Below are 20,638 nucleotides of genomic sequence, written 5' to 3' on the forward strand. Positions count from 1 at the left end.
AATTTACGAAAACCGATTAATTTTTAAAAATCGATTCTCCACCTCTGTTTACTAAAATTCTTACTATGATTGAGTTATTTGAATCTTCTCAGTCAGGTAGTTTTCGATTAGTTTTGGTACGGCAAAATTAAAAATATCTTTCAAATAAACCGGTTTTGCCGGATGATGAACTTCGCCTTTTATCAATTGTATTTCATAAAAAAAGGCATGTATCTTCCGATGACTTAGCAAATGAATGATTTCGTTGGAAACTGAACGTACCTCGACTTGCGCATTGTCAAAGATTGCCTGCCATTCCTTCGAGTGTAGAACCTGTTCGGGGAGTAGTACTTCGTATGATTCAATCAGCGGAAGCTGGTACATGTTTTTCCAAATATCCTGGTCATTTCTCTTTTCCAGCCAAAGCCGGTCTTCATGCCTGATGAACAGATAGTGCATGTAGCGGTCGAGAACTTTGGTCTTTTTTTCTTTTACAGGATAATTCTCTACGCTGTTATTAATATAGGCCTCGCACATATCTGAAAGTGGACAACCGGGACAATCTGGCTTGCCGGGAGTGCAAAGAGTTGCTCCGAAATCCATTATAGCCTGATTAAACGTCCCCGGGGCTTCTTTCGGAACCATTTCGGTTGCGAGTTGGGAAAAAAGTTTTTTCCCCTTGGTTGAATTGATTGGCGTATCGATGGCATAAAGCCGCGATAGCACACGCAACACATTTCCATCGACTGCGGCATGCGGCAGGTTGTACGCAATGGATGCAATGGCTCCTGCAGTATATTCACCAACGCCTTTTAATTGCAACAACTCTTTGTACGTGCCCGGAAACTTACCACCAAATTGTTCCATAACCTGTTTGGCTGCGGTAAGCATATTGCGGGCTCGGGAGTAATAGCCCAGTCCCTGCCAAAGTTTTAGTACATCATGTTCGTCGGCTGAAGCTAATTTAGAAACATCAGGATATTGTTCAATAAAACGATGGAAATAAGCTGTTCCCTGGCTAATTCGTGTTTGCTGGAGAATGATTTCAGATACCCAAATTGTATACGGATCACGGGTTTCGCGCCATGGAAGTTCACGCCCTTCGTATTTATACCAGTCAATCAGATGTTTGGCGAAAATGTTCATATATTGTTAAATAAGCTAAATTTTAGTTCTACGGGACAAAAATAATTGATTTGTATTTCTTTAATCATACGAAAAAGTCTATCTTTGTTCACCAAAATTTTAAGAAAGAAGTGTATAATTAAATTAATAGCAATGACAAAGGCAGATATCGTAAACGAGATTTCGAAGAACACTGGTATCGAAAAAGTTACTGTACAGAAAACTGTTGAAGCATTCATGGAAACCGTTTCCGGTTCATTGGTTGATGGAAAAAATGTTTATTTGCGAGGCTTCGGTAGCTTTATCGTTAAAAAGCGCGCTGAGAAAACTGCCCGCAACATCTCAAAGAATACCACGATTATTATTCCTGAACACTTCATCCCGGCTTTCAAACCTGCTAAGTCGTTCGTGAATAAGGTTAAGAATAACGTAAAATAATTTTAAAGCCTGAAATTATGCCGAGCGGTAAAAAAAGAAAAAGACATAAGATGGCGACCCACAAGCGGAAAAAACGCTTGCGGAAGAATCGTCATAAGAAGAAGAAGTAAGTAAGCTTTCGATAATGGCTTAACTATCGGTAAACCTAAAGTGCAAAAGCGCTTTAGGTTTATTGTGTTTAAGCTGAAGTTGAATTTATTTTTCGTAAAATGAGTAAAGGCCGTGAGTAATGAACTAATTATTGATGTATCACCCTCACACGTAGAAATTGCCTTACTCGAAAACAAAAGACTGGTTGAACTCAATAGGGAGGACAGCAATGCCAAGTTCGCGGTAGGAGACATCTACCTCGGGAAAGTCAAAAAGATTATGCCCGGCTTGAATGCTGCCTTTGTTGATGTAGGCTATGAAAAAGATGCGTTCCTTCATTATTTGGATCTGGGACCGCAATTCCAGACACTGAACAAATTCCTGAAGCTTGCAGGTTCGAAGAAAAGCAAGTTTGTGCCCGTTTCCAAAATCCAATCGGATCCGGACATTAACAAAGAGGGAAAAATAACCGAGGTGGTAAAACAAGGCCAGAGTATTCTGGTTCAAATTGCCAAAGAGCCCATCTCTACCAAAGGCCCCCGGTTAACCTCTGAAATTTCTGTCGCTGGCCGTAATATGGTGTTAATGCCATTCAGCGATAAAGTTTCTGTTTCGCAGAAAATTAAATCGACCGAAGAGAAAAATCGGCTGAAAAAATTAATTCAAAGCATTCGCCCCAAACGGTATGGGGTAATCATTCGAACAGCTGCTGAAGGAAAACGTGTTGCAGAATTGGATCAGGAACTGAAACGACTGGTGGCAAAATTTGAAAATGCCATGGCTAAATTAGGCCGGCATACTGCTCCGTCGCTTGTTCTGGGCGAACTCGACCGTACTATTGCGATGATTCGTGATGTGTACACGCCAGACTTTGGTGCTATCATGATCAATGATCAGGAAGCTGCCATTGAAATAAAAGATTATCTGGGCACCATTGCACCGGAAAAGAAAAAGATTTTAAAATATTACAGCGGTCGGGCTCCAATTTTCGAACACTTTGGAATTGACAAACAGATTAAAGCATCTTTTGGTAAAACCGTCTCGTTTAAGAGCGGTGCCTACCTGATTATCGAGCATACCGAAGCATTCCATGTTATTGATGTTAATAGCGGGAATCGGTCAAAAAGCGGAAATCAGGAAACAAATGCCCTGGAGGTTAACCTGGCTGCAGCTGATGAGATTGCTAGACAACTCAGGTTGCGCGATATGGGTGGCATTATCGTGATCGATTTTATCGATATGCACGGTAATGAAAACCGTCAGAAAGTTTTCGATAAGATGAAGGAGGCGATGGGTGCCGACAGAACAAAGCACAACATCCTTCCTCTGAGCAAATTCTGTCTGATGCAGATCACCAGACAGAGGGTGCGGCCCGAAATGAATATTGATACGACTGAGGTGTGTCCGGTATGTAAAGGGACCGGAAAAGTAACACCAACCGTTCTGTTTACAGAAGAAATCGAACAGCGGGTCAAATTCATTTTCGGTGAGCTGGCAAAGAAAAGATTGACAATTCAGTTGCATCCATTTGTAGCTGCCTATTTGAAGAAGGGATTTCCTTCGCGAAGGCTCCGATGGATGCTTGAATTCCGAAAGCGGGTCACCGTCGACGAGGTCGGCTCGCTTAATTTCCTTGAATCGAAATATTTCGATGAAAACAGAGAGGAAATCGTATTCTAAAAAGTTTTAAGAATCGCCCGGTCATTAGTCACATGATCGGGCGGTTTTTTTTTATATTTTTGAACTTATTCAAGAATTTAAATACGTTAATAATCGAAACGTGACCCGATGAAAAGATATATCCTGTTTACATTATTCCTGGTGTTGGGCTCATTGCCTGCTTTTTCTCAGATTCTCGAGCCGGTAAAATGGACTTTTGAGCAAAAACAGGTGTCCGACAGTGTATACGATCTGACATTCAAGGCGTCAATCGACCAGGGATGGCACCTCTATTCTACTGACCTTCCATCAGGTGGTCCGGTAAAAACCTCCATCAATATTAAACCAGGCGACGGTTTCGAGTTGGATGGAAAACTGGATGCCAAAAGTTCCATGATCAAAAAGTTTGATCAGACTTTCCAGATGGAACTGGAGTATTATGCACATGAAGCAGTGTTTGTGCAACGTGTGAAACTTTTAACCAATAAGCCTTTGGAAATAAAAGGCTCGGTTGAGTTTATGAGTTGTAACGATGAAACCTGCCTGCCACCTACCGAGAAGGATTTCTCTTTTTCATTTAACGGAGGAGGAAAAGAGGCAGTAGCCGCGCCCGCTGCTGAGAAAACAACACCTGTTGAACCGATAGACCCCGTTGGAACTAAGCATCACGGCTTGGGATGGTTTTTCCTGTTCAGTTTTCTGGCCGGATTGGCTGCGATTCTGACTCCCTGTGTTTTCCCGATGATTCCGATGACGGTGTCGTTCTTTATGCACAGCAGCGAATCAAAGGTAAAAGCGAAAATGCAGGCGTTGGTCTATGGTCTGTCTATTATTTTGATATACACCTTGATTGGAACGATTGTGGCGGTGACCTTGGGGCCTGGTTTTGCTAACTGGCTTAGCACTCACTGGTTGCCGAATACCCTATTCTTTATCATTTTCCTTGTGTTTGCCTTCTCATTCTTTGGCGCATTCGAAATTGTGTTACCCAGTAGTTGGGTGAACAGGAGCGATCGCAAAGCGGATAAAGGTGGGTTTGGAGGAGCATTCTTTATGGCTTTGACGCTGGTGTTGGTATCGTTCTCTTGTACGGGACCGATTGTCGGAGCTATTTTGGTTGAATCGGCAGGGGGGATGATTCTGAAACCGGTGATTGGTATGTTTGGCTTTGCTATGGCATTTGCCTTGCCATTTACATTGTTTGCTTTCTTCCCGCAGTGGCTGAGCAATCTGCCCAAGTCGGGTGGTTGGCTGAATTCAGTAAAAGTGGTTCTTGGATTCCTGGAGCTTGCCCTCGGATTAAAATTTCTGAGTATTGCCGACCAAACTTATCATTGGGGAATACTCGACAGGGAAGTTTACCTGGCTTTCTGGATTGTCATATTTGCCCTCTTAGGTTTCTACCTCTTGGGAAAACTCAAATTTGCTCATGACAGTGACGTACCTCATGTAACTGTACCCCGATTAATACTCTCGATAATAACATTTTCATTCGTTGTTTATCTGATTCCCGGTATGTTTGGTGCTCCGCTGAAAGCGATTTCAGGATACCTGCCGCCTATGGCTACGCATGATTTTGATTTGCATAAAATTATTCGGGATGAAGTGAGACTTGTCAATAATACCAGTGGTACATACGATTTTAAGAAAGGAGAATCTGAGCTTTGTGAAAAACCTAAATATTCCGACTTTCTGGAGTTACCTCATGGATTGCAGGGATATTTTGATTACGACCAGGGAATGGCTTGTGCGAAAGAACAACACAAGCCAGTATTCATCGATTTCACCGGTCACGGTTGTGTGAACTGTCGTGAAATGGAAGCGAATGTTTGGTCCGATCCCCGGGTGTTGGAGCGTTTGGAAAATGACTATGTGATTATCGCCCTGTATGTGGATGATAAGACCAAGTTGCCGGAAGGGGATTGGGTGAAGTCAACCTATGACGGGAAGATTAAGAAAACATTGGGAAAGAAATATGCTGATTTCCAGATTTCCCGGTTTGGCGTGAATGCACAGCCTTATTACGTGTTACTCGATAACAATGGGAAGATGCTCACTCAGCCAACTGCAAGAGATTTGAATCCCGATCACTTTGTCGATTTCCTGGATAAGGGATTAGCGGAGTATAAGAAACGAAATGAAGAATAACACAATAGGATGAACCCTCCGAAAACCGGAGGGTTTTTCTTTTTTTAGAAGTGTTTTATTATAACTTTACTGAGTTTGATAAAATGCAAATGATATGAAAAGTCCGAAAATTATTTTCTGGAACGTTGATACGCAGGTCGATTTCATGGAGCCTGATGGAAAACTTTACGTTCAGGGGGCAGAGGAGATTCGGCCGATTCTTGGAAAAATTACCCGTTTTGCCAGTGATAACAACATCCGGGTAGTGAACACGGCTGATTATCATTTGGTCAATTCGGCCGAGCTTTCAAACTCTCCGGATTTTGTCAATACTTTTCCTCCACACTGCATGGCCGAAACGAAGGGAGCCATGTATATTTCCGAAACCGATCCGGAACGACCTCTTATTATTGACTGGAATCAGGAGTTGATGCTGGATTCCCGCTTAGATAACCCCGAGCGTTTCAGGAACGTGCTTATCCGAAAAGATGCTTTTGATGTATTTGCCGGAAATCCATATACAGAGAGAGTGCTCGATATTATCCAACCCGATCGGATATTTGTGTATGGCGTAACCACCAATGTGTGTGTTGATCAGGCCGTGACGGGTTTAGCGGAAAGAGGAAAGGAAGTTTTTGTATTTTCTGATGCCATAAAAGAACTGCCGAATATTCCCTTGCCATTTGAAAAATGGAAGACGCTGGGAGTGATGATGATTCCTTTCAACGATGTTGAAAAGTATATGGGATAGATTGCTTAGTCTTTAATGAACAAAACATAAAAAAGGATTGCAAGTTTTGCAATCCTTTTTAGTTTCATTTTTTTCAGGAAACCGGATATTCATCCGAGATGTCGGTCAGAACTTCAAAACCGGTTTCGGTTACCAGTATCGTGTGTTCAAATTGTGCCGAAAGCTGCTCGTCAATGGTACGGGCGGTCCATCCGTCATGCTTGTCGAGTTTTACACGCGGACGTCCTTCATTAATCATGGGCTCGATGGTAAACGTCATTCCCGGGCGCATTTTAGGACCGCTGTTCTTTCTCGATGAGTGGTCAACCTGTGGGTCTTCATGAAATTCCACGCCCACACCGTGTCCACAGAATTCGTAAACCACACTAAAGCCTTGTGATGTGGCGTACCGTGAAATGACATAGCCGATATTTCCCAGGTAATTTCCGGGACGAACCTGCTGAATGGCCAAATCGAGGCAATGCTTGGTTACTTCAATAAGCTTTTGTGCTTTCTCACTTACTTCACCTACAGTGAACATTCTACTGGTGTCACCATAGTAGCCATCGAGTATTGTCGTTACATCGATATTCAGAATGTCTCCGTTTTTCAAGGTAATATCAGGTGATGGAATGCCGTGGCAAACCACTTCATTCAGTGAAATGCAACTTGATTTCGGGTAACCGTTATAATTTAAAGTGGCGGGAATAGCGCCGTGGTCAAGAATAAACTGATGAATCAGGTTGTCGAGGTGTTCTGTTGTAACCCCTTCTTTAACATGTGGTTCAATAAATTTCAGCGTTTCCGCTGCCAGTTTAGAGCTTTTGCGTATGCCGTCAATTTGTTCCTGGGTTTTTATGCGAATGCTCATATTAAATTATGTTCGATAAGTTTGCGCAAAATTGAATAAATTCATAATCAATTCAAAATAACAGAAGCTACCTGTCTTTTGTTTCGAATAATATTTTGAAAAGAAAATAAGGGGAGTTACGATTGCATCCAGCGCTTAATTTGCTCGATTTTCTCCGGAAGGGGCATGTATCCGTCAAGCCAATGAATCTGAAAGCCTTCTCGCTCCATTTTCCGGAACCAGGTCATTTGTCTTTTGGAAAACTGATGGATGGCTGTGTTCAGGCTTTGAAACATTTCATCATACGAGATCTCGCCGGTCACATACATTGTCAGGTATTTGTACTCCAGTCCGTAGTATGTTAGTGATTCGGGCGAAAGCCCGCTGGCCAGTAGTTTTTCCACCTCTTCAATCATTCCATTTTGCAACCGGTCTTTTAGTCGTTGCGTAATGCGGCGACGCCGGGAATCCCGGTCAAACTTTACGCCCACAATCAGACTATTGATTTCGGGGAAGGATAAGTCGATTTCGGGATGCTTTTGGTAATATTCTTCAATTTCTATAGCACGGACTGCTCGCTTCTTGTTTTCTATATCGCTGGTGTTGTGCAGCTCTTTGTATCCGGAAAGAATTTTGGTCAGCTCTTCCAGCGACATCTCCTGAAGTTCTTTCCGGCGAATTTCATTCACCGGAACCTGAATTAATTTGTAGCCTTTCAGTATGGCCTCGATGTATAAACCTGTTCCTCCGCATAGTACCGGAAACTTCCCGCGTTTTTGCAGTTTGTCAAAAACGTTCAGAAAGTCGCGCTGATATTCGAATACGTTGTACTGGTAGCCGGCATTGGCGATATCAATCAGGTGGTAAGGCACTAATGTTCCATCAATGATGTAATCGGAAAGATCCTTCCCTGTACCGATATCCATTCCCCTGTAAACCTGCCGGGAATCGGCTGAGATAATTTCTCCTCCGATGGATTTGGCCAGATGAGCTGCAATAGCTGTTTTCCCTGATGCCGTTGCGCCGAGAATAGTTACCATATTGTATCTTAATGCTGCCATTGTATTCCGGAAGGTTCCGATTTATTGATGAAATATTTTGAGAATGTCAAAATAAGTTATTTTTGTAGAATTAAAGGAAGGATTAATGGATTTTAAAAAACTGGCTTCCGGAATTTATGAGCGCAGTAAGGCGTTAATTCTGCAACCGAAGGAAGAATGGAAGGTTATCGAAGAAGAGAATGTTACCATGAATTTGGTTGTTCGGAATTTTCTTTTGCCATTGTTGTTGGTCGCAACATTGGCTTCATTGCTTGGGCGTATTATTCAAAAAGTCAATATCGGACTGGATGGAAATTTGTTGATGGCAGATGGGTTGCGTGAGTTCTTTGGCTTTCTACTTTCGGTATATGCCAGTACGTATTTGGTCAACGAGTTGGTCAAAAGTTTTGGCGGGGAAAAGAATCTGAGGCGTTCGGCTAACCTGGTGATTTATTCGACGGTACCGTCATTGGTGGTATCGATGGTTACCGGCCTGATTCCTGCTTTGTATCCGTTGGGTGTACTGGGATTGTATTCCTTTTACCTGTTTTATGTCGGGATACCTGTATTATTCGATGTGCCGGAACAGAAACACGTGGGATTTTTTCTCACGTCGGCATTATTAATGATTATTGTTTTTGCCTTCATCCGCTATTTTCTGACTACCTTCCTGATGGCATTTGCCTGAAACATCAGGCATTGATTTTGCAATTTACTATCAAAGGAAAACGATGGCATTACAACAAAAAATAAATATTAAGAACCGTAGGGCGAGTTTTGAGTACGAGTTTATCGATAAATTCGTGACCGGGCTGGTTTTATTGGGCACCGAAATTAAGTCGATACGACTGGGGAAAGCGGGTTTGTCTGATGCTTACTGTTATTTTATGAAAGGAGAGTTGTATGTGAAGAACTTACATATTGCTGAATATGCTTACGGTACGCATTATAATCACGAAACGCGACGCGAACGGAAGCTGTTATTGAATAAGAAGGAATTGCGTAAGCTGGAACGGAAGACAAAAGAATCGGGATTAACGATTATTCCCACCAGGCTGTTTATTAACGACCGGGGGTTGGCCAAACTGGAAATTGCGTTGGCCAAAGGAAAGAAACAGCACGATAAGCGAGAGACGCTGAAAAAGAAAGATGCCAAACGGGAAATGGACCGTATGCGGAAAGTGTAAAATCTGATTTTATCGATATTAATCCCTGAAGGTTATTCCCTCCAGGGATTTTTTAGTTGGTTTAATTCGGTAGAGCCAATTCAATATTGTCCGGAGCGATCAGCGGTTCGCCTTTGTAACGAAGCAATAGTTGGGCAACGGCAAGCGTGTCTTTTTCACAGTAACGGGCGATTCGTTCCAGATCTCCTTGTTCATAATAAACCTCAGCTACCTGACTTCCGTCGATGTCGTCTTTCGGCGTGGGAATATCGAAAACGGCGCATAACAGGTTCAGTGAAGTGTAATGCTTATAATCGCCAAACTTCCACAGCTGCATGGTGTCAATTAACGTGTCCCTTATTTCCCAGGGCTTGGCACCGGCGATATCGAGTATCTTAGGAAGTTTCAGACCATGAATTAACATGCGACGCGCTATCCACGGAAAATCAAATTCCTGCCCATTGTGTGCACAAAGTTTATGTGCCGGATTGGAAGTGAATTTATCCAGCATATCGGCAAAATCAACCAGCAATTGTTTTTCGTCGTCGCCATAAAAAGATTTTACCCGGTAAACCCGTTGTTTGGCCTTCCGGTAAATGGTTCCGGCTGAAATGCAGATGATCTTTCCGAATTCAGCATAGATACCGGCACGTTGAAATAAACTTTCCGGTGTATCTTCTTCGGAGCCAATGTTGCCTGCCTTTTTGGCCCATTGTTCCTGCAGGCGCTCGGGCATTTCCTCCAGCGATTTGGTCAGTGGAACCGTTTCGATGTCGAGGTAAAGTACGTGTTCAGGTTTGAGGTGTTCGAGCATGGTTGGACGGTTTTAGGCGTTATCGTTCAGGTGTTTCTCAATGAACTGGGTAATAATGTCGATGGCGACTGTGTTTTGTCCGCCCTGTGGGACAATAATATCAGCGTAACGTTTTGTGGGCTCGATGAATTGTAGGTGACTTGGTCGTACGGTTTTCTCATAACGTTCAAGCACTTGAGCTACATTTCGCCCACGTTCGATGATGTCGCGCTGGATGACACGGGAAAGTCGTAAATCCGCTTCGCAATCCACAAATATCCGGATATTCATCAAGTCGCGCAGCTCTTTAGGGGCCAGACAGAGAATTCCTTCCACAATGACTACTTTTTTCGGACTCACCGGAATGGTTTCTTCGGCACGTGTACACGTGAGGTAGGAATAAATGGGCTGCTTTACCGTGCTTCCTTTTCGCAACTGGCGAATATGCTCGGCGAGCAACTCAAACTCGATGGCATCGGGGTGGTCAAAGTTAATTTTCTGTCGTTCTTCCAACGGAATGTCACTATTGTCGCGGTAGTAAGCATCCTGTGCCAGAACTTCCACATCGCCTTCCGGAAGACGTTCAATAATCTTTTTTACGACGGTTGTTTTCCCCGATCCGGTTCCCCCGGCAATTCCAATAACAAGCATGTTTGCGTTTTAATAGTTGAGTGTATTGCATCAATCAGCCCTTTGCCTGATCTAACCAAATATATCAATCTTCGTTAAATCTGAAGGATCATTTACGCTGCCTTTTGAAAAAAAGTGGCTGTAAAATTATAAAGTATTAATTTCGCAAAAGAAATTTGGAACAACAATAAAAAACCATTGCTGTTATGATTAACCATACCGTGCTGTTTAAATTCAAAGATTTTGATTCGGATTCAGCTAAAAAAGAGGCAATTGAAAGATTGACAGCCGTTCTTCTTAATTTAAAAAATGAAATTTCAGAGTTGAAACATATCGAAGTGAATCCGCACTATACGCTGGATGCACCATCATTCGATATTTGCCTGATTACTCATTTTGAAAGTATTGCCGACCTGGACGTTTATCGCGTTCATCCGGAGCATCTGAAAGTTATTGATCTGGTGAAAGAGCTGACTACCGAACGAGCCGCCGTTGATTTCAACTTCTGATTTTTTCCCGTTAGGGAGATAGACTCATTTCGAGTTTGAATTCCGTATAGAAATAAACTGAATAGTTAACATCCAAAAGCGTAAGACGTGCAGGAATTGTATCCTTTTAAGTTTAAGCCGATTAATAAAGATAAGATTTGGGGTGGACAGAAGTTGAAGAAACTTCTGAACAAAGAATTTTCACCGTTGCCAAATTGTGGGGAATCATGGGAAATATCCGGAGTACAGGATGAAATTTCTGTAGTAGCCAATGGATTCCTTGAGGGGAATAATCTGGAAGAGCTCATCGAAATTTACATGGGCGAACTGGTTGGCGAAAAAGTGTACGAGAAGTTCGGAGTGGAGTTTCCGCTGCTCATTAAGTTTATCGACGCCAATGACGATCTTTCCATCCAGGTACACCCCGATGACGAAATGTCGAAAGAACGGCACAATGCTTTCGGGAAGACCGAAATGTGGTATGTGCTTCAGGCTGATGAGGGCTCTGAACTGATTGCCGGATTTAATCAGGAGGTCGACCAGAAGAAGTACCTGGAACACCTGGAAAAAAATACCCTGATGGAAATCCTCAATACCGAAAAGGTGAAAGCGGGTGATGTTTTCTTCATGCCGGCCGGAAGGGTTCACGCGATAGGAAAAGGGATTGTGGTGGCTGAGATTCAGCAAACATCCGATGTGACTTATCGCATTTACGATTATAACCGGAAGGACGATAAGGGAAATACCCGCGAACTTCATACGGATCTGGCACTGGATGCGATTGATTACACTTTCGAGAAAGAGTACCGGACACATTATCATACGCACAAGAATCAGTCCTCTGAATTGGTGAGTTGTCCGTATTTTACCACCAATATGATTGAGTTGACACATTCGATTGAGAAGGATTACAACGACCTCGATTCCTTCATCATTTATATGTGCCTCGAAGGAAATTATGCCATCAGCTGGGGTGAAGACAAGGCGATGGAAGTTTCGAAAGGAGAAACCATTCTGGTCCCGGCCTCAATAGAGAATTTCATCCTGGTGCCCAAGGACGGGCAGAAAGTGAAAATGCTGGAAGTTTTTGTTAAGTAAAATATGAAGAAGGGAAACAACGACAAACGTTTCCCTTCTGCTTTTATTAATCACGATTGACTTATGCAGATAAAAAGCGCCAAATTTGTTATTAGTAATACCGACCCGGCCAAATGCCCGAAAAGCGATCGGCCCGAATATGCATTTATTGGCCGTTCCAATGTGGGAAAGTCATCGCTGATAAACATGCTGACCCAGCATAAAAAGTTGGCCAAAACATCCTCGCAGCCAGGAAAGACGCAGCTGATTAATCATTTTGTGATTAACAACGAGTGGTACCTGGTCGACCTTCCCGGTTACGGTTACGCTAAAGTAATGCGCAACCAGCGCAATAAGTGGATGGGGTTTATCCGCGAGTACATGCTTTCGCGGAAAAATCTCTACTGTGTCATGGTGCTGATTGATGTACGGCTGGAGCCGCAGGAGCTCGACATGGATTTTATGAACTGGTTGGGAGTGAGCGGTATCCCGTTTGCTATGGTGTTTACTAAAGCTGACAAACTGGGAAAAACACAACTGGATAAAAACCTGGCGGCTTATCGTCGTGAAATGTTGAAAAGCTGGGAAGAATTGCCACCTCAATTTGTTACATCGGCTACATCAGAAGCCGGAAAGGACGAGATACTGGACTTTATTCAGCAGATTAACGAAGGCAACTACCAGTAAACAAAAAATCGACTTCGTCAGTAGTCCGCTTTGCTATATTTTTGATAAAAAGTGATTTTACCCATTTAGTAGTTGATGCATTATTGCTACATTTGCGCACCTGAACTACATGCAACTTCAAACTTGAAAATCAGAGGAAATGGCTGTAAATGCTCCCATCAAAATCTTTTCAGGAACCCAAACCCGTTACTTAGCAGAAAAAATATCCGAGAGTGCCGACGTGCATTTGGGCCGCTCGTCTTGTCCGGTATTTTCTGACGGTGAATTTGAACCGTGTTACGAAGAGACGATTCGCGGTTCGCACTGTTTCATCATTCAGTCCACCTTTCCGCCGGCTGATAATATTCTGGAACTGCTGTTGATGATTGACGCTGCCAAACGGGCATCGGCATACAAAATCATTGCAGTTATGCCTTATTTCGGATATGCTCGCCAGGACCGGAAAGACAAGCCCCGTGTTTCAATTGGTGCAAAGTTGATGGCCGATATGCTTTCAGCTGCAGGAATCGATCGATTGATTACCATGGACTTACACGCCGATCAGATTCAGGGATTTTTCGATGTGCCGGTTGATCATTTAACTGCATCAACGCTTTTTATTCCGCATATCCGGAAAATGAACCTGGAAAATCTGGTGGTGGCATCGCCGGATGTTGGGGGAACCAAGCGTGCTAACACTTATTCCAAATTGCTGGGAACTGATTTGGTGATTTGTCATAAATCACGCAGTCAGGCCAACGTGGTGGGTAATATGACCGTTATTGGTGATGTGAAAGGCAAAGATGTCGTTATTGTTGATGACATGATTGATACGGCCGGAACCATCGCCAAAGCCGCCAATCTGATGAAAGCTAAGGGAGCCAACAGCGTACGTGCCTTTGCAACTCATGCTGTTCTTTCAGGACCGGCATACGAACGCATTGACGAATCAGACCTGGACGAAATTTATTTTACCGATTCCATCCCGTTGAGGAAAAAGTCAGACAAAATTAAGATTATTTCGTGTTCCGGACTGATTGCCGACGTTATTCAGAAAGTTTACAAGAACGAATCCATTAGTACTTCGTTCATTTAATGATGATTGACTTATCAATCCGTTGAAATACTTTGCCGGAGAATATTCATGAAAATTCTTCTTGGGTGAAGTTTTCATCTGATTATTTGCTATATTTGCGCCCGATTTTGCAGCATACCTTTACTGGTGTGATGCGGATGCCTTCCTGTTAAAGGAGGGAGATCTGAGTAAGCACTTAAAAATTTAATTAATTTATTTACGATGAAAACGTTTGAAGTAAAAGGTACTGCCCGTACAGCAGTAGGAAAAAAAGAGACAAAAAAACTGCGCGCCGAAGGAAAAGTTCCTTGTGTACTTTACGGTGGCGACGAAGTTATTCATTTCGAAGCTGAAGCAGGCGAATTCCGTCACGTAATCTATACGCCCAATGTTTACTTGATTAACATTGAAATTGGTGGTAAAAAATACCAGGCCTCTATGCAGGATATTCAGTTTCATCCTGTAACCGACAAAGTTCAGCATATCGACTTCCTTCGCATTACGGATGACAAACCGGTTAAAATCGATATTCCTGTTAAACTGACTGGTTTCGCGAAAGGTATCCAGAAAGGTGGACGTTTGAAAACCAACCTTCGCGTATTGCGCGTGAAAGGTCTGGCAAAAAACCTGCCTGATACCATCGATATCGATGTAACGGAGCTGGAATTAGGTGAAAGTATTCGTGTTGGCGATGTAAAAGCTGAAGGACTTGAAATTTTGAATACGAAATCAGTTCCGGTAGCCAGCGTAGTAATTACCCGTGCAGCTCGTGCGGCATTGACTGCAGCTGCCAAAGGCGGAAACTAATAAAGCAATTGTGTTTTGAAGTACCTGATAGTAGGTTTAGGAAATATCGGGGAAGAATATCAAAATACCCGACACAATATCGGATTTAAAATATTGGATGCTCTTGCCGGAGCGTCCAATATTTCTTTTAGCGATAAGCGTTATGGCGCTGTCGCTGAAATGAAACATGCCGGGCGTACCTTTATTCTTCTGAAGCCCTCCACATTTATGAATCTGAGTGGAAAGGCGGTTCAGTACTGGATGCAGAAGGAGAAGATTCCAATCGATAAAGTTTTAATACTGGTTGACGATTTGGCTTTACCGGTAGGTAAAATTCGCCTGCGAGCCAAAGGAAGCGACGCCGGTCACAACGGTCTGAAAAATATCAACCAGGTATTGGGCCGACAGGATTATGCCCGTTTGCGGTTTGGTATTGGCGATGATTTCCCGCAAGGTTACCAGATCGACCATGTTCTGGGAAAATGGTCACGGGAAGAAGAGAAGATTCTTCCGGAGCGAATTGACCTTTGCATCGATATTGTCAAGGCATTTGCAATGATTGGTGTGCACCGGACCATGAGCCAGTTCAACAGCAAGTGATTGTTGCTGGAACAACCTCCATTTTTTAATTTTGCATCATGGAAGATCAGGTTCGTATCGATAAATGGTTGTGGGCGGTACGGGTTTTCAAAACCCGCAGTATCGCTACCGATGCATGCAAAAAAGGACGGGTAACCATTGATGGTCAGTCGGCAAAACCCTCGCGGACATTGAAACCCGGTGAAGTGGTGAAAGTCCGTAAAAATCCGGTGACTTACTCGTACAAAGTAAAACAGTTAATCGGGAAACGGGTGGGAGCTAAGTTGGTTCCGGAATACATGGAGGATGTTACACCGGCTTCAGAACTGGAAATTCTGGAAATGCAAAAGAATATGAGTTGGTTCGAGCGCGAACGCGGAACCGGCCGTCCAACCAAAAAGGAACGTCGCGATATCGATCGACTGAAAGGAGACTGGTGATTCCGGTATACTTCTCAAAGGCTATTTTCAAAATCAGCACTAAATTTTTTGTTCGATGTTAATTGCTCGTCAGAAACGCAAAGAGAATATTGTTGAGTACATCCTCTACATGTGGCAGGTGGAAGATTTGATTCGTGCGCATCAATTCGACATGGCCCGCATCCGCAAAAACATTGTGGACAAGTTTGACAGTAAAAACGGAGAGCAGGAAGAGATTGCCCGTTGGTATGAAAATCTGCTTCAGATGATGGAGCGCGAGAATGTCAAGGAAAAAGGGCATTTGCAAATCAACCGGAACCAGGTGAACGATTTGTATGAGTTCCATTTGTTGGTGATGAAAAGCGGTCAGCTTCCTCAATATGATACGCTCTTTCGTCAGGCGAAACCCTTTATTGATGAATTTTCGGCGAAAGCCGGAGGAGCCGGGGAAAATGATGTAGAAACCAGCCTGAATGCGCTTTACGGAGTACTGTTATTAAAACTGAAGGGCGAGGAGGTATCGCCGGGAACGTTGGCTTCGGTGAAAATGTTTAGCCAGTTTTTGGCGCATTTGGCACACTATTACAAGCAATACGAAAGCGGAAAACTGGAACTTTAGCGATTCTGCTTTCTTCAGCTAAGAAACCGGTGAGCTACTTCCGGTAAAGGCACTTCACAATAATCTTTCTTTCCAAACCAGCGATACCGATTTCTGGCAATCCAATGGTAAACAGCATCCCGAAAGGAAACCGGTAATACTTCGAAAATAATCAGCCAGCTCCATGGCACTTTCAACTGTTTGGCGATTCGGAGTGCTGCTGTTGAGGCCGTAAAAATCTGGTTGTTTTCGATTAAAACCACGCTGTCGGCATCTTCCGGAAGGGCATATTCATGGCGAACTTTTGAAGCAAATCCGCCTTGTAGCGGAGCAAACCGGTAGCGGGGATTTTTTTCATATTTCAGGATAAACCGCACGGATGCATTGCATAAGTTGCAAACACCATCATAGAGTATAACCGGTTCATTCTCCTCTCTATTCATGCCTCCCGATTTTATTGTCGCGATTGGTAGTCTTTTACTATGCCTTCGGTCAACCAATCAGCCAGTGCCTGGCGATTACTTGGATAAATAATCCGTTGTTGGTCGCGCGAATGATTAATGTTTCCCATTTCAATGTAAACCGCCGTTGGATTTGTTCGCGTCAGCATGTAAAGCCGCCGGCTCGACACTGTTCCATTGTATCCCCGGTTCGGTTGATTTTCCTTGTAATTCTCCATCATCGAATGCCGCATAGCATCGGCCAGTTGCTCTCCGCTTTTACTCTTTTCGTAATGATAGAAAAAGAGATCGATGTTCCGGTGGCGGTTACGCGCATCAACATGAATGATAATGCAGCGTTTGTATTTCGCTGAAGGATCTTTCCGGTAGAGTTCATTTACGGTGGCAGCCCGTTGGCGAAGCCTCTGGTTTTGGTCAAGTGGAATTTTTTGATGTGGATAGCAATACTCATCCGAGCGGTTTTTCAGGTAATGGTCATCGCGGATTCCGTCTTTCGGGTCACGAATGATGAAATATACTTTGGCTCCGTGTTGAAGTAGTGCGCGTCCCAAACGCAACGTGACATCGTAGGCATATTCATCTTCAGTCAACCGGTGTTTACCGATTTTTCCGATGGCTCCCGGGTCGGGACCTCCATGACCACTCACCAGGTAAAATACAGCGCCCTCCAGTTTCCGGTCCTGAATGCGTACCTTCTCATGCTCTTTCCCGAATAGTGGTTCTTCTGCATATAAGGTAGCTACCGGGAGTGAATAACTCCGTCCTTCGTAAAGCGAATTGTTTGGCCCCAACTTCGATTTGTTCAGTTGGATAAACTTATTCAGGTATTCACCGGCAGGTAAACCATTTCGTTCCAGTAAATTGTATATTCCGTCTCCTCTTTTTGCTTTTACTTCCGGATGACCGGAACTTTGTGCATAACTATTGCTGAACCAAAGAAAGATAAAAAGGGTATGAATGGTGATACGTATGAAAATGGAGGGGAAACCGGGACCGGGAGTTGTTTTATGCATCAGGTTAGTGCCTTTTTTTAATCCTACTTCACTTTTCGCTAAAATAACCTCAGATTCAGACAAAACCAACATTGCAGCCAAGGTATTTTACAATTAAACTCTTTCGGTAATAAATAGTTTGCTGAATGTTTTGTTATTTTGAATGACTATTAAAAAGACAAGTCATTTTATCCACTAACGAAAAATGAGAAAATGAGGAAGTTTTTTCTGTTGCTGGTATTTGCAATGGCTCTTGCAGCATGTAAGCAACATACCGCAACGGTAGACCAGGTACGGTACCAAAATATAAAACTAGATTCCACACTAAAGGTATCGATCGATCCAAAAATTGAAGCTCAGATTAAACCTTATCGAGATAGTCTCCAGGCACAGATGTCGCAAAAACTTTGTGTGGCTTCAGAAGATCTGTTTGCCGGCCGGCCGGAGAGCTTGTTGGGCAATTTTGTTTCCGATTTGGTCCTTTCCGAAGGAAAAGTATTGTGTCAAAAGAAATATCCGGACATTCATCCGGTAGTAAGTTACATGAACAGGGGCGGTTTTCGGGCTCCCATTCCGAAAGGAGAAGTGACCGTAAAAAGCATTTTTGAACTAATGCCTTTTGAGAATGAAGTCGTTTTACTAAAGTTGAAAGGAAGCGACCTGCGGCGCCTGATGAATCATATGGCCTCGAGAGGGGGAGAAGGTGTTGCCGGAATGCGGTTGGGTATCCGAAAGGATAAGGCCATAAAATGCAAAGTTGACGGAGCTCCGCTGGATAACGACAAAACATATTGGATGATAACCAGCGATTACCTGGCCGACGGAGGCGACGGCAGTAAGTCATTGTCGAAAAATTTGCAGCGGGTGAATACCGGCGTGAAACTGCGCGATATGATTATTGCTCATATGCGGAAACTGGGAGACGAAGGAAAAATGGCAACGGCAAAACTTGACGGGAGGATTTATCATGCAAAATAGGAGAGCGTTCATTAAAAATCTGGCTGCCGGCTCGGTTGGTGTAGGTCTGTTGGGAGAAGCAGCTGTTTCGCTGGCTGCCCAAAGTAATGAGTACATAAAACTGACGGTACTACATACCAATGACTGGCATTCGCATATTGATCCGTTTCCGGCGGATGCGCCGCGGCATGCCAACGAAGGAGGAATTGCCCGCCGTAGTGCGTTAATCAACCAGATACGAAAAGAGGAAGAAAACGTGCTGTTGCTCGATGCCGGAGATGTATTTCAGGGTACTCCTTATTTCAATTTCTATAAAGGAAAAATAGAGTTTGAACTGATGAGCGAAATTGGATACGATGCCGCGACCATTGGAAACCATGAGTTCGACAATGGACTGGAAGGTATCGACAGCCAGTTGCCGCACGCCAAATTTCCGTTTATCTGCTCCAATTACGATTTCTCGGATACCATTCTTGCCGGGAAAACGATTCCAAACAAAGTATTTGAGCGAGGAGGCCTTCGTATCGGTGTTTACGGATTGGGCGTAGAGCTGGATGGTTTGGTGGCTCCCGATAACTTTGGAAAAACCCGCTATCTTGATCCGCTAAAGGTGGCTTTGGAGCAAGAGAAGTTATTGCGGGAGCAGCAGGGCGCAGACATGGTGATTTGTCTCTCGCACCTGGGGTATAAGTATCGGAGTGACAAAGTAAGCGATCAGATTATTGCCGATAATACCTATGCAACTGACCTGATTATCGGTGGACATACACATACTTTCCTCGAGCATCCGGAAATGCATACGAACAAAGCCAATAAGCAGATTTTGGTGAATCAGGTCGGCTGGGCCGGTTTGTTACTGGGGCGTATCGATTTTTATGTAACCCGCCGAGGACACGCTAAATCGGAGTATACAGCCATCCCGATTAAATAACGAGAACAAGACAATGAGACGATATATCCCCGGCCTGCTTGGTTGGGGATTTTTTATTGTATATGATGATGTGGAACGGGAACGCATTAGATTTGATTGAAAAAGACATAAAAAAACCGCATTAACCCCTAGTTGTGTAAAACCCCGATGAAACAGGATTTGAGTGCCTGGCTGGTCAGACTTCCAACGGCAGTAAAACTGCCTCTACCCGAAGGTAGAGCGAGGCCTGTCTTAACAGTCATAAGCTTACTCGGTACTATTAATAACGTTGAGTTTACCAATATACAGGAATTAATGCGGAAAAATTATTTCGTTTTCAATGAACGTTCTTGAATATCTATACATCGAAAGTACACCGCATCTCCTAATTTTCCAAGCATTCGGAAGCTTTTTTGTGCTTGGGTCCCATATTCAGAGGTAAACCTATCTGATTCTTAAATCATTGGGAATACCTGTTTTGCAATATTTAACGTTTATGTTAAAGTGGTTAGCGTAGTGTTCTTAAAATCAAATAAATGTGTAGTGTTGTTAAGTTAAAGTGCAATGAGTGGTTATTTTTTGCAAAAATTATTTTGAGCAAGTGAAAATCATTTCTACATTTGCAGCACCCAAAATCAAAGGAGAGGTGGGTGAGTGGCTGAAACCAGCAGTTTGCTAAACTGCCGTACGGGTAACCGTACCGGGGGTTCGAATCCCCCTCTCTCCGCCACAGTTTTAGACTCCTCCGGGAGTCACATATGTTTCGGGGTGTAGCGCAGTCCGGTTAGCGCACCTGCTTTGGGAGCAGGGGGTCCCAGGTTCGAATCCTGGTACCCCGACGAAAATAAGGGAGTTAGAGCATTGCTTTAACTCCTTTTTTGTTTGTAATATCTTCTGTTCTCCGGAAAAGAGTCATTAATGGTGCATTAGTGAAGGATCATTAATGCAGCTAATGAAACCTCATATATTGGTGAAATTGCTTTTTGTTTAGATTGATTATTAG

At 43.4% G+C, this 20,638-nt stretch carries 23 protein-coding genes and 2 tRNA genes; 18 read left to right on the forward strand and 7 right to left on the reverse strand.

Annotated elements, in window-relative coordinates:
* Positions 1-63 precede the first annotated feature (63 nt).
* The gene (mutY, locus tag T426_RS0103480; RefSeq protein WP_025864130.1) at positions 64-1,125 is read right to left on the reverse strand and encodes an A/G-specific adenine glycosylase; all 1,062 of its coding nucleotides are present in this window, start codon (positions 1,123-1,125) and stop codon (positions 64-66) included.
* Between the two features lie 132 nt (positions 1,126-1,257).
* Between mutY and T426_RS0103485 the strand changes: the two genes are divergently transcribed.
* The 4 genes from T426_RS0103485 (at position 1,258) to T426_RS0103500 (ending at position 6,169) form a co-directional block, all read left to right on the forward strand.
* The gene (locus T426_RS0103485) at positions 1,258-1,542 is read left to right on the forward strand and encodes an HU family DNA-binding protein (RefSeq protein WP_025864131.1); all 285 of its coding nucleotides are present in this window, start codon (positions 1,258-1,260) and stop codon (positions 1,540-1,542) included.
* Between the two features lie 222 nt (positions 1,543-1,764).
* The gene (locus tag T426_RS0103490) at positions 1,765-3,312 is read left to right on the forward strand and encodes an Rne/Rng family ribonuclease (protein ID WP_025864132.1); all 1,548 of its coding nucleotides are present in this window, start codon (positions 1,765-1,767) and stop codon (positions 3,310-3,312) included.
* A gap of 108 nt (positions 3,313-3,420) precedes the next feature.
* Positions 3,421-5,439 (forward strand): protein-disulfide reductase DsbD family protein, encoded by a 2,019-nt coding sequence (locus tag T426_RS0103495; protein WP_025864133.1) that lies wholly within the window; start codon positions 3,421-3,423, stop codon positions 5,437-5,439.
* 94 nt (positions 5,440-5,533) lie between these two features.
* Positions 5,534-6,169, forward strand: a complete 636-nt coding sequence (locus T426_RS0103500; protein WP_025864134.1) for a cysteine hydrolase family protein — start codon at positions 5,534-5,536, stop codon at positions 6,167-6,169.
* Between the two features lie 73 nt (positions 6,170-6,242).
* On the opposite strand, the gene map is transcribed toward T426_RS0103500, so the two are convergent.
* Positions 6,243-7,019, reverse strand: coding sequence for a type I methionyl aminopeptidase (map, locus tag T426_RS0103505; protein ID WP_025864135.1), 777 nt, complete (start codon positions 7,017-7,019; stop codon positions 6,243-6,245).
* Between the two features lie 116 nt (positions 7,020-7,135).
* On the reverse strand, positions 7,136-8,059 hold the full coding sequence (miaA, locus tag T426_RS0103510; protein WP_027585288.1) for a tRNA (adenosine(37)-N6)-dimethylallyltransferase MiaA: 924 nt from the start codon (positions 8,057-8,059) through the stop codon (positions 7,136-7,138).
* A gap of 85 nt (positions 8,060-8,144) precedes the next feature.
* On the opposite strand from miaA, the gene T426_RS0103515 reads away from it, so the two are divergent.
* Together T426_RS0103515 and smpB are read left to right on the forward strand one after the other, a co-directional pair.
* On the forward strand, positions 8,145-8,726 hold the full coding sequence (locus T426_RS0103515; protein ID WP_025864136.1) for a Yip1 family protein: 582 nt from the start codon (positions 8,145-8,147) through the stop codon (positions 8,724-8,726).
* 43 nt (positions 8,727-8,769) lie between these two features.
* Entirely contained in the window at positions 8,770-9,225 is a 456-nt protein-coding gene (gene smpB, locus T426_RS0103520; RefSeq protein ID WP_025864137.1) for an SsrA-binding protein SmpB, read from the forward strand.
* Between the two features lie 61 nt (positions 9,226-9,286).
* On the opposite strand, the gene T426_RS0103525 is transcribed toward smpB, so the two are convergent.
* Positions 9,287-10,018 (reverse strand): 3'-5' exonuclease, encoded by a 732-nt coding sequence (locus tag T426_RS0103525; RefSeq protein WP_025864138.1) that lies wholly within the window; start codon positions 10,016-10,018, stop codon positions 9,287-9,289.
* Positions 10,019-10,030: 12 nt separating this feature from the next.
* A complete protein-coding gene (gene udk / locus T426_RS0103530; protein ID WP_025864139.1) occupies positions 10,031-10,648 on the reverse strand; it encodes a uridine kinase in 618 nt (205 codons plus the stop codon).
* Between the two features lie 185 nt (positions 10,649-10,833).
* Here udk and T426_RS0103535 point away from each other — a divergent pair, with 185 nt between their 5' ends.
* The 8 genes from T426_RS0103535 to T426_RS0103570 all read left to right on the forward strand — a co-directional run bounded on the left by T426_RS0103535 (position 10,834) and on the right by T426_RS0103570 (position 16,336).
* Complete coding sequence (locus tag T426_RS0103535; RefSeq protein WP_025864140.1) at positions 10,834-11,136, forward strand: Dabb family protein; 303 nt, start codon at positions 10,834-10,836, stop codon at positions 11,134-11,136.
* An 87-nt stretch (positions 11,137-11,223) separates the two neighbouring features.
* Positions 11,224-12,213, forward strand: coding sequence for a type I phosphomannose isomerase catalytic subunit (locus T426_RS0103540; RefSeq protein ID WP_025864141.1), 990 nt, complete (start codon positions 11,224-11,226; stop codon positions 12,211-12,213).
* A gap of 63 nt (positions 12,214-12,276) precedes the next feature.
* Complete coding sequence (gene yihA, locus T426_RS0103545) at positions 12,277-12,879, forward strand: ribosome biogenesis GTP-binding protein YihA/YsxC (RefSeq protein WP_025864142.1); 603 nt, start codon at positions 12,277-12,279, stop codon at positions 12,877-12,879.
* A gap of 139 nt (positions 12,880-13,018) precedes the next feature.
* Positions 13,019-13,954, forward strand: a complete 936-nt coding sequence (locus T426_RS0103550; RefSeq protein ID WP_025864143.1) for a ribose-phosphate pyrophosphokinase — start codon at positions 13,019-13,021, stop codon at positions 13,952-13,954.
* A 201-nt stretch (positions 13,955-14,155) separates the two neighbouring features.
* The gene (locus tag T426_RS0103555; RefSeq protein ID WP_025864144.1) at positions 14,156-14,740 is read left to right on the forward strand and encodes a 50S ribosomal protein L25/general stress protein Ctc; all 585 of its coding nucleotides are present in this window, start codon (positions 14,156-14,158) and stop codon (positions 14,738-14,740) included.
* Positions 14,741-14,755: 15 nt separating this feature from the next.
* Positions 14,756-15,319, forward strand: coding sequence for an aminoacyl-tRNA hydrolase (gene pth, locus T426_RS0103560; protein ID WP_027585289.1), 564 nt, complete (start codon positions 14,756-14,758; stop codon positions 15,317-15,319).
* A 38-nt stretch (positions 15,320-15,357) separates the two neighbouring features.
* Positions 15,358-15,738, forward strand: coding sequence for an RNA-binding S4 domain-containing protein (locus tag T426_RS0103565; RefSeq protein WP_025864145.1), 381 nt, complete (start codon positions 15,358-15,360; stop codon positions 15,736-15,738).
* A gap of 55 nt (positions 15,739-15,793) precedes the next feature.
* Positions 15,794-16,336 (forward strand): DUF4924 family protein, encoded by a 543-nt coding sequence (locus T426_RS0103570; protein ID WP_025864146.1) that lies wholly within the window; start codon positions 15,794-15,796, stop codon positions 16,334-16,336.
* Between the two features lie 14 nt (positions 16,337-16,350).
* Here the strand turns inward: T426_RS0103570 and T426_RS0103575 are convergent, their stop codons facing one another.
* Together T426_RS0103575 and T426_RS0103580 are read right to left on the reverse strand one after the other, a co-directional pair.
* Positions 16,351-16,758, reverse strand: coding sequence for a thiol-disulfide oxidoreductase DCC family protein (locus tag T426_RS0103575; RefSeq protein WP_025864147.1), 408 nt, complete (start codon positions 16,756-16,758; stop codon positions 16,351-16,353).
* An 11-nt stretch (positions 16,759-16,769) separates the two neighbouring features.
* Positions 16,770-17,789, reverse strand: a complete 1,020-nt coding sequence (locus T426_RS0103580) for an N-acetylmuramoyl-L-alanine amidase family protein (RefSeq protein WP_081782414.1) — start codon at positions 17,787-17,789, stop codon at positions 16,770-16,772.
* 192 nt (positions 17,790-17,981) lie between these two features.
* Here T426_RS0103580 and T426_RS22610 point away from each other — a divergent pair, with 192 nt between their 5' ends.
* The 4 genes from T426_RS22610 (at position 17,982) to T426_RS0103600 (ending at position 20,474) form a co-directional block, all read left to right on the forward strand.
* Positions 17,982-18,746, forward strand: coding sequence for a 5'-nucleotidase C-terminal domain-containing protein (locus T426_RS22610; protein WP_025864149.1), 765 nt, complete (start codon positions 17,982-17,984; stop codon positions 18,744-18,746).
* The gene (locus T426_RS0103590; protein WP_025864150.1) at positions 18,736-19,656 is read left to right on the forward strand and encodes a bifunctional metallophosphatase/5'-nucleotidase; all 921 of its coding nucleotides are present in this window, start codon (positions 18,736-18,738) and stop codon (positions 19,654-19,656) included. The genes T426_RS22610 and T426_RS0103590 overlap by 11 nt, the downstream gene beginning before the upstream one ends.
* Before the next feature lie 619 nt (positions 19,657-20,275).
* Positions 20,276-20,365 (forward strand) — tRNA-Ser (locus tag T426_RS0103595).
* A gap of 34 nt (positions 20,366-20,399) precedes the next feature.
* A tRNA-Pro gene (locus T426_RS0103600) sits at positions 20,400-20,474 on the forward strand.
* Positions 20,475-20,638: the final 164 nt, after the last annotated feature.

Origin of the sequence: Prolixibacter bellariivorans ATCC BAA-1284 (assembly GCF_000621705.1) — a bacterium.
GTDB lineage: Bacteria > Bacteroidota > Bacteroidia > Bacteroidales > Prolixibacteraceae > Prolixibacter > Prolixibacter bellariivorans.

Excerpts from the sequence above, each read along its gene's own strand:
- T426_RS22610 (WP_025864149.1), top strand. The coding sequence starts at position 17,982 with ATGAGGAAGTTTTTTCTGTTGCTGGTATTTGCAATGGCTCTTGCAGCA.
- T426_RS0103485 (WP_025864131.1), top strand. The coding sequence starts at position 1,258 with ATGACAAAGGCAGATATCGTAAACGAGATTTCGAAGAACACTGGTATC.
- T426_RS0103525 (WP_025864138.1), bottom strand. The coding sequence starts at position 10,018 with ATGCTCGAACACCTCAAACCTGAACACGTACTTTACCTCGACATCGAA.
- T426_RS0103495 (WP_025864133.1), top strand. The coding sequence starts at position 3,421 with ATGAAAAGATATATCCTGTTTACATTATTCCTGGTGTTGGGCTCATTG.
- smpB (WP_025864137.1), top strand. The coding sequence starts at position 8,770 with ATGGCATTACAACAAAAAATAAATATTAAGAACCGTAGGGCGAGTTTT.
- T426_RS0103565 (WP_025864145.1), top strand. The coding sequence starts at position 15,358 with ATGGAAGATCAGGTTCGTATCGATAAATGGTTGTGGGCGGTACGGGTT.
- yihA (WP_025864142.1), top strand. The coding sequence starts at position 12,277 with ATGCAGATAAAAAGCGCCAAATTTGTTATTAGTAATACCGACCCGGCC.
- mutY (WP_025864130.1), bottom strand. The coding sequence starts at position 1,125 with ATGAACATTTTCGCCAAACATCTGATTGACTGGTATAAATACGAAGGG.
- T426_RS0103580 (WP_081782414.1), bottom strand. The coding sequence starts at position 17,789 with ATGCATAAAACAACTCCCGGTCCCGGTTTCCCCTCCATTTTCATACGT.
- T426_RS0103550 (WP_025864143.1), top strand. The coding sequence starts at position 13,019 with ATGGCTGTAAATGCTCCCATCAAAATCTTTTCAGGAACCCAAACCCGT.
- miaA (WP_027585288.1), bottom strand. The coding sequence starts at position 8,059 with ATGGCAGCATTAAGATACAATATGGTAACTATTCTCGGCGCAACGGCA.
- T426_RS0103555 (WP_025864144.1), top strand. The coding sequence starts at position 14,156 with ATGAAAACGTTTGAAGTAAAAGGTACTGCCCGTACAGCAGTAGGAAAA.
- udk (WP_025864139.1), bottom strand. The coding sequence starts at position 10,648 with ATGCTTGTTATTGGAATTGCCGGGGGAACCGGATCGGGGAAAACAACC.
- T426_RS0103535 (WP_025864140.1), top strand. The coding sequence starts at position 10,834 with ATGATTAACCATACCGTGCTGTTTAAATTCAAAGATTTTGATTCGGAT.
- map (WP_025864135.1), bottom strand. The coding sequence starts at position 7,019 with ATGAGCATTCGCATAAAAACCCAGGAACAAATTGACGGCATACGCAAA.
- T426_RS0103515 (WP_025864136.1), top strand. The coding sequence starts at position 8,145 with ATGGATTTTAAAAAACTGGCTTCCGGAATTTATGAGCGCAGTAAGGCG.
- T426_RS0103500 (WP_025864134.1), top strand. The coding sequence starts at position 5,534 with ATGAAAAGTCCGAAAATTATTTTCTGGAACGTTGATACGCAGGTCGAT.
- T426_RS0103570 (WP_025864146.1), top strand. The coding sequence starts at position 15,794 with ATGTTAATTGCTCGTCAGAAACGCAAAGAGAATATTGTTGAGTACATC.
- T426_RS0103575 (WP_025864147.1), bottom strand. The coding sequence starts at position 16,758 with ATGAATAGAGAGGAGAATGAACCGGTTATACTCTATGATGGTGTTTGC.
- T426_RS0103590 (WP_025864150.1), top strand. The coding sequence starts at position 18,736 with ATGCAAAATAGGAGAGCGTTCATTAAAAATCTGGCTGCCGGCTCGGTT.